The 6,536-nt window shown below is 61.4% G+C and carries 5 protein-coding genes; 2 read left to right on the top strand and 3 right to left on the bottom strand.

Annotated elements, in window-relative coordinates; genetic code table 11:
• Positions 1–145: 145 nt before the first annotated feature.
• Positions 146–778, bottom strand: coding sequence for a TetR/AcrR family transcriptional regulator (locus tag IP76_RS01615; RefSeq protein WP_054156411.1), 633 nt, complete (start codon positions 776–778; stop codon positions 146–148).
• A gap of 136 nt (positions 779–914) precedes the next feature.
• Here IP76_RS01615 and IP76_RS01610 point away from each other — a divergent pair, with 136 nt between their 5' ends.
• Positions 915–2,951, top strand: coding sequence for an NADH:flavin oxidoreductase (locus IP76_RS01610; RefSeq protein ID WP_054156410.1), 2,037 nt, complete (start codon positions 915–917; stop codon positions 2,949–2,951).
• A 79-nt stretch (positions 2,952–3,030) separates the two neighbouring features.
• On the opposite strand, the gene IP76_RS01605 is transcribed toward IP76_RS01610, so the two are convergent.
• Positions 3,031–4,113, bottom strand: a complete 1,083-nt coding sequence (locus IP76_RS01605) for a hybrid-cluster NAD(P)-dependent oxidoreductase (RefSeq protein WP_054156409.1) — start codon at positions 4,111–4,113, stop codon at positions 3,031–3,033.
• Positions 4,103–5,356: an SRPBCC family protein gene (locus IP76_RS01600; protein WP_054156408.1), complete on the bottom strand. Its 1,254-nt coding sequence runs from the start codon at positions 5,354–5,356 to the stop codon at positions 4,103–4,105. Before IP76_RS01600 ends, IP76_RS01605 begins: the two co-directional genes overlap by 11 nt.
• Before the next feature lie 131 nt (positions 5,357–5,487).
• Between IP76_RS01600 and IP76_RS01595 the strand changes: the two genes are divergently transcribed.
• The gene (locus IP76_RS01595; protein WP_054156407.1) at positions 5,488–6,396 is read left to right on the top strand and encodes a LysR substrate-binding domain-containing protein; all 909 of its coding nucleotides are present in this window, start codon (positions 5,488–5,490) and stop codon (positions 6,394–6,396) included.
• The last annotated feature ends 140 nt before the right edge of the window (positions 6,397–6,536 follow it).

Below are 6,536 nucleotides of genomic sequence, written 5' to 3'. Positions count from 1 at the left end.
GTTCACTTATTCGAAAAGCCTGCCGCACCTCCTCCCGCGGCAGGCTTTTTCGTTTTATGGCGCATCGGCGTTAGCGTCGGATCTGCATCCGGGAGAAATCCAAATCGACGATCTCGACTGGGTGTTTGTTGCCACCAGATCGGTGTCACTCCGGCGTCCGTCCGCGATGCCGCGACAGGAAGCGCTCGATTTCGCGCGGCTCTGCGCGCGTACCGGTAAAGATCTCGATATACTGCGGGATGCGCTGCAGGCGCAGCTCCAGGTCCTCGCGGCTCTGCATCGAGATATAGCCGATCTGCACCAGATAGACCGTTCGGGCCCGAACGTCGGCAGCCACCGGGTCGAAGCCATACCGCGTGAACATTTGCGATAGCGCTTCCAGCCGGGTCTGGTCGGCTGCCTGGACGGCGGCCAGAATGTCGGCCGATTGCAGCGACCAGCTTCGCACCGCAAACTCGAAAGGTGCGTCGAACAGGTTTCGGTCAAGCCAGCAATCGAAGACGTTGAGCGTCGCCTCCGCAATCGTCTCGGCATAGGCCTCTGCCTGTGTCACGAGATTGCCGGTGTTCTTTTCCCGCCAGCGTTGGAGGAGTGCGGAGAGAAGTTCGTCGCGGTCCTTGAAGAACCAGTAGAAGCTGGTGCGCGACAGCTTGAGCCTATTCGCAAGCGGCAGGATCTTCACCGCATCGACGCCACCGTCCAGCAGTGCTTCATAGGCGGCCTCGAGCCATCCCTCGAGGGACCCGCGCCAGCCGCTATCGTTTCCGCCTTGATCCATGCGCCTCTCCTAACCCGGCAAGGGACGGCCCGCAATCCCGTGAAGTTTCCAGGAATATACAGGAGCGTCGAGTAAATTGACAGTACTGTACATTATGCTAGATTTTCCGCCGAAACCTGATGCGCGGAGCCCTGCCATGTCGAACGATCCCCTGCTGCAACCCTTTCAGCTCAAGCATTTGACGCTCAAGAACCGCATCATCGTGACCTCCCACGAACCGGCCTATCCGGAGGATGGGATGCCGAAGGAGCAATACCGCGCCTACACGGTCGAGCGTGCAAAGGGCGGCGTGGCGCTGACGATGACGGCTGGGTCTGCGGCCGTCTCCAAGGACAGCCCGCCGGTCTTCAACAATCTGCTCGCCTACAAGGACGAGATCGTTCCCTGGATCCGGGAAATGACGGACGCTGTTCATGAGGCAGGCTCGGCAATCATGATCCAGCTCACCCATCTCGGCCGTCGCACCCGCTGGGACAAGGGCGACTGGCTGCCGGTGGTGGCGCCCTCGCATCATCGCGAAGCAGCGCACCGCGCATTCCCGAAGAAGATCGAGGATTGGGATATCGAGCGCATCATCAAGGATTTCGCCGATGCGGCTGAGCGCATGAAGGCTGGCGGCATGGATGGCGTCGAGCTGGAGGCCTATGGTCACCTGATCGACCAGTTCGTCTCGCCGCTGACCAATGAGCTCGATGGCCCCTATGGCGGCGATCTCGACAACCGCATGCGCTTCTGTCTCGACGTTTTTACGGCCATCCGAAAACGCGTCGGCGACGATTTCATTCTCGGTGTGCGCTATACTGCCGATGAGAACCTGGCGGGTGGCACCGACAAGGCGGAAGGCCTGGAAATCTCGCGGCGCCTGAAGGCCAGCGGCCTGATCGACTACCTGAACGTCGTGCGCGGTCATATCGACACCGATCCAGGCCTGACCGACCTCATCCCGATCCAGGGCATGGCCAATGCGCCGCATCTGGATTTCGCCGGTGAAATCCGGGCCGCGACCCAGTTCCCCACCTTCCACGCCGCCAAGATTCCGGATGTCGCGACGGCCCGCCATGCGATCGCGTCCGGCAAGGTCGATATGGTCGGCATGACCCGCGCCCACATGACCGACCCGCATATCGTCCGCAAGATCATCGAAAAGCGCGAGGAGGACATCCGCCCCTGCGTCGGGGCCAATTACTGTCTGGACCGCATCTATCAGGGCGGTGCTGCCTATTGCATCCACAATGCCGCGACCGGTCGCGAAGAGACCATGCCGCATGTGCTGGACCGGGCGCCAGCCCGCAAGAAAGTGGTGATCGTCGGGGCAGGGCCAGCTGGCCTCGAAGCCGCACGTGTCGCCGGTGAGCGCGGCCATGATGTCGTCGTCTTCGAAGCTGCCAATCAGCCCGGTGGCCAGATCCGTCTCACAGCGCGCAGCCCAAGGCGGCGGGAAATGATGAGCATCATCGACTGGCGCATGGCCCAGTGCGAGAAATACGGCGTCACCTTCCGCTTCAACACCTGGGCCGATGCAACTGCAATCGAGGCGGAAAACCCCGATGTCGTGGTTGTCGCAACCGGCGGCTTCCCCAGCACCGAGATCCTCTCTTCCGGCAATGATCTCGTGGTCTCCTCCTGGGATATCATTTCCGGCGATGTGAAGCCCGGCACCAATGTGCTCGTTTTCGATGACGCCGGTGATCACGCCGGCCTGCAGGCGGCGGATATCCTGGCGGCGGCCGGCGCCAAGGTGGAGATCATGACGCCGGACCGCAGCTTTGCCCCGGAGGTTATGGCGATGAACCTCGTGCCCTATATGCGCAGCCTGCAGAAGCAGGACGTCACCTTCACCGTCACCTATCGCCTCGAAGGCATCGAACGACAGGGCAATGGCCTCCTCGCGCATATCGGCAGCGATTATGGCGGCGTCTCGAAGGAGCGCATCGTCGATCAAGTCGTGATCAATCACGGCACGATCCCGCTGGACGAACTTTACTTCGATCTGAAGCCGAACTCGTCCAACCTTGGCGAAGTGGATTACGACGCCTTGATTGGCGGCGAAAGCCAGGAGGTCGCGCGCAATCCGGCGGGACGGTTCCAGCTCTTCCGCATCGGTGACGCGGTTGCCGCCCGCAACACCCACGCGGCAATCTACGATGCTCTGCGCCTGATGAAGACTGTCTGAGCCAGGGTTGAGGGCAAAAAGAAGGGCGCCGGCTGGCCGGCGCCCTGAAGGTCACTGCTTGGGAGATGATCGGCCGACGCTACCGGTCGACGACAAGGTCGCTCAAAGGCTTGGAACAGCAGGGCAGGAAAAAGCCGGCATCGATTTCCCGCTGCCTTATCCCGCCGTCATGCTGCATATCGACCGTGCCGCTGACGAGTTTCGACTTGCAGGTCCCGCAAATGCCGTTGGCGCAGGACGAGGGAATGCGCAGCCCCGCCTTCTTGGCCTGGGAAAGCACGGTCTGGTCGCTGGAGACGGCAATCGCCTTGCCCTGCTTGGCAAACCGAACCTCGAAGCTTTTGGCGGCGACAGTCTCCATAGCCGGTGCCGGCGTATCCTCGATCACGGCTGCGTCGAAGCTTTCTTCGATATAGCGGTCCTCGCTGACACCGAGAGAAGTGCAGATCGTCCGGGCCGCCGCCATGAAGGGGGCCGGTCCGCAGCACATCACCACCCGCTCGGCAATGTCGGGAATGGCGAGTGCCATCAGCTCTCGCGAAATCCGCCCGCTGAACCCATGCCAGGCCCTGTCCGTGGAAATCTCCTCGGGCAGGAACAGCAGACGCACGCCCTTCATCCGGCGCGCCAAAAGCACCAGTTCTTCGCGAAACACCAGGTCCTTCGGGCTGCGGCCCGCATGCAGGAACACGACATCTGCCGGCTCCGCCCGATCCGCAATCTCCCGCAGCATGGACATGACGGGCGTGATGCCCGAACCACCGGACAGGAAGACATAGCCCTTCGCCGCCGGTCGGATGAAACGCCCCATCGGGCCGCTCGCCTTGATCTGCATGCCGGCCCGCAGGGTATCGTGCATCCAGTTCGACACTTTGCCGCCCGCCACCCGTTTTGTCGTCACGGTGATGGCATTCGGCCTCAGCGGGGAAGACGAGATGCTGTAGCAGCGGCCATTGTCCTCGCCATCGATATCAGGCTCGAACAGGAAGTATTGCCCTGCCGCGAACCGGATCGCCTTGCCCTGCGGCGAGACGAAGGTGAAGCTCTTCACGTCATGGGTTTCATCGTGAACATCGATGCAGACAAGCGCATCATCCACCTCAGGATCCCACCATGATCCGGCGCTCTGGGCAATACCTGCCTGCTGCATTTCAGTAGCCATGGGCGCGCAGCCGGTCGATGTACCAGGTGGCAAAGTCATCAAGCGCCCGCTCGCTGAAGGGCGAATAGACGCCCGGCTCATAGGCCGGGTCAGACACGCCGGCATGTGACCGCTCGACAAGACCGGCATCCTGCTCGGTTGTCTCGATCCAGACATGGGTCAGCTTGTGCAGGTCGTAGTCGACCCCTTCCACGGCATCCTTGTGAACGAGCCACTTGGTGCGCACCAGCGTTCGGTCTGCGGAGAGCGGAATGACCATGGCGGTCACGGCATGGTCGCCCATGAAATGGTTCCAGGCATTGTGGCCCCACAGATGCGTGTCGCCCAGATCCTTGCGTGTCATGTGGCCGAGCAGCTTGGACGAGGCGGCGGTCGCATCCTCGGTCTGGGATTCGCCTGCGCCTGCAATGATCAGCCGCTGGGTTCGGAAGTTCGTCGCGCAGTCCCGCGTCTGCTCAACCGTCTGCGACGGAAAACCGTCCGCCTCCCAGCTTTGGGTGCGCGCCTCGTACATGGCGAAATGCGTTTCGGCCATTTTCAGGTCGTCGGCGCTCAGGCTCTCCGGGTCGAAGCCGAAATCGAGGTCGATGAAGGACACGCAGAGTTCCGGATGGTTGGCCGAACAATGGTAGCACTCCCGATTGTTCTCCATCGTCAGCTTCCAGTTGCCCTCTTCGATCACGTCGACCTGGTGGGCAACCTTGGCATTGCGGATGTCATAGGGTGCGAGCCGCGGCTCCATCACCTCTTCAAGTCTGTTGATATCTTCAGGCGGTTCGTCCGAAAGACAGATATAGATCAGCCCGCCGATGGAACGGAAATGCACAGGCTTCAGACTGCGACAGCTCTTGTCGAAATCCTTGCCCATATGCGGCGCATAGGAGAGCTCGCCGGAAAGCTCGTAGGTCCACTGGTGATAGGGACAGACCAGTTTCGAGATGATGCTCGGCCCGGCATCGAGCAGGCGTGCGCCGCGATGACGACAGACATTCCGAACCACGCGGATCGCATTGTCGTCGTCGCGGAGAATGATGATGCTTGCAGGCCCGATATCGAGCGTAATCGCGTCGCCGGCCTCCGGCACTTCGCATTCCAGGCCCACATAGATCCAGTGCTTGGCAAAGAAGACATCGAGATCCGCCTGGAAAACGTCCTCGCGGGTGTAGAGACCGGCCGGGAGGGAGCACCCTGCGGCGCGCTGGTCAAGAAGGCTCGAAATGGGGGAGGAGAAGCTGTTCAGCATGATGCGCCCTGATCATTGGATAACCCCGATGATCGCAGCCCGCGGGCGCTTTTCAACTCTACAAATAGGCTGCGTTGACATTACCAGAAGTAATGCGAAGCTGGTCCCGGCAAACGGGGTTTTGAAGTCTGATGAAAAGCTTGCGCAGAACGTTGCCACCCCTGACGGCACTGACCGTTTTCGAGGCTGCGGCAAGGCTCGGCAGCTTCACCCGTGCGGCCGCAGAGCTCGGTGTCACCCAGGCCGCCGTCAGCCGCCAGATCCATGCGCTTGAGCTGGATTTCGGCGCCGCCCTTTTTCACCGCCATCATCGCAAGGTGGTCCTCACCGACAAGGGGCGCATTCTGGCAACGGCGACAAGCCAGGCCTTTTCCCTGCTTTCAGAGGCCGCCGCCGAACTGCGCAAGGACGAGGCGGAAGATGAGCTCGCGATCTCCGCAACGGTTGCCTTCTCGCAGTTCTGGCTGCTCCCGCGCATCTCGCATTTTGCCCGTGCTTATCCGGAAATCCGCCTGCGGATCGTCTCGCAGGATGCAATGCCTTCCCTCGACGAAGGCGAAGTCGATCTTGCCATCCGCTTCGGCGATAGGGCATGGCCGAATTGTGAGGCGGAACGCCTGTTTACCGACGAGGTCTTCCCCGTCTGCCATCCCGATTTTCTGGCCGAGCCTGAGCGGCTGACCGCGCCCGCCGACCTTCTCTCCCATCCCTTGATCGCCGATCAGACGGATGATCCGCTGTGGATTGGCTGGCCAGACTGGCTGTCTGAATTCGGGGTTTCCACGCCGCGCAAGATCCAGGGCTTCCGCTGCAGTTTCTATACGGAAGCGATCCACGCTGCTCTGAACGGGCAGGGGATCGCGCTCGGCTGGAAACAGCTGGTTGATGATCTCCTGGTGCAGAAGCGATTGATCCGGCTCACCGAGATGTCGTTGACACCGAAAGGGGCCTATTACGTCGTCGTGCCCCTCCGCCGAAAACGCAAGCGCGCCGTGGATGTATTCCTTGGCTGGCTACGGCAGACGATCGAGACCGGCTGATCGCCCAGCGAGACATGGGCCGAGAGATCCGATACGCCACCAATATCCAGTTTCAACGCGTGCCTGATACCGCACGGGTGGCGCCTTGCCTTGCGACAGATTCACGCTCTTGTGAACCGCAAGAGCCAATGCTATCGGTC

This window comes from Rhizobium sp. AAP43 (assembly GCF_001296045.1).
Lineage (GTDB): Bacteria > Pseudomonadota > Alphaproteobacteria > Rhizobiales > Rhizobiaceae > Allorhizobium.
Note: the sequence above shows the minus strand (reverse complement) of the source record. Positions and strands in the feature narration are given on the sequence as shown.

What these genes read in the sequence shown, in the direction of transcription:
- IP76_RS01595 (WP_054156407.1), top strand. Translation starts at nt 5,488, where the DNA reads ATGAAAAGCTTGCGCAGAACGTTGCCACCCCTGACGGCACTGACCGTT.
- IP76_RS01600 (WP_054156408.1), bottom strand. Translation starts at nt 5,356, where the DNA reads ATGCTGAACAGCTTCTCCTCCCCCATTTCGAGCCTTCTTGACCAGCGC.
- IP76_RS01610 (WP_054156410.1), top strand. Translation starts at nt 915, where the DNA reads ATGTCGAACGATCCCCTGCTGCAACCCTTTCAGCTCAAGCATTTGACG.
- IP76_RS01605 (WP_054156409.1), bottom strand. Translation starts at nt 4,113, where the DNA reads ATGGCTACTGAAATGCAGCAGGCAGGTATTGCCCAGAGCGCCGGATCA.
- IP76_RS01615 (WP_054156411.1), bottom strand. Translation starts at nt 778, where the DNA reads ATGGATCAAGGCGGAAACGATAGCGGCTGGCGCGGGTCCCTCGAGGGA.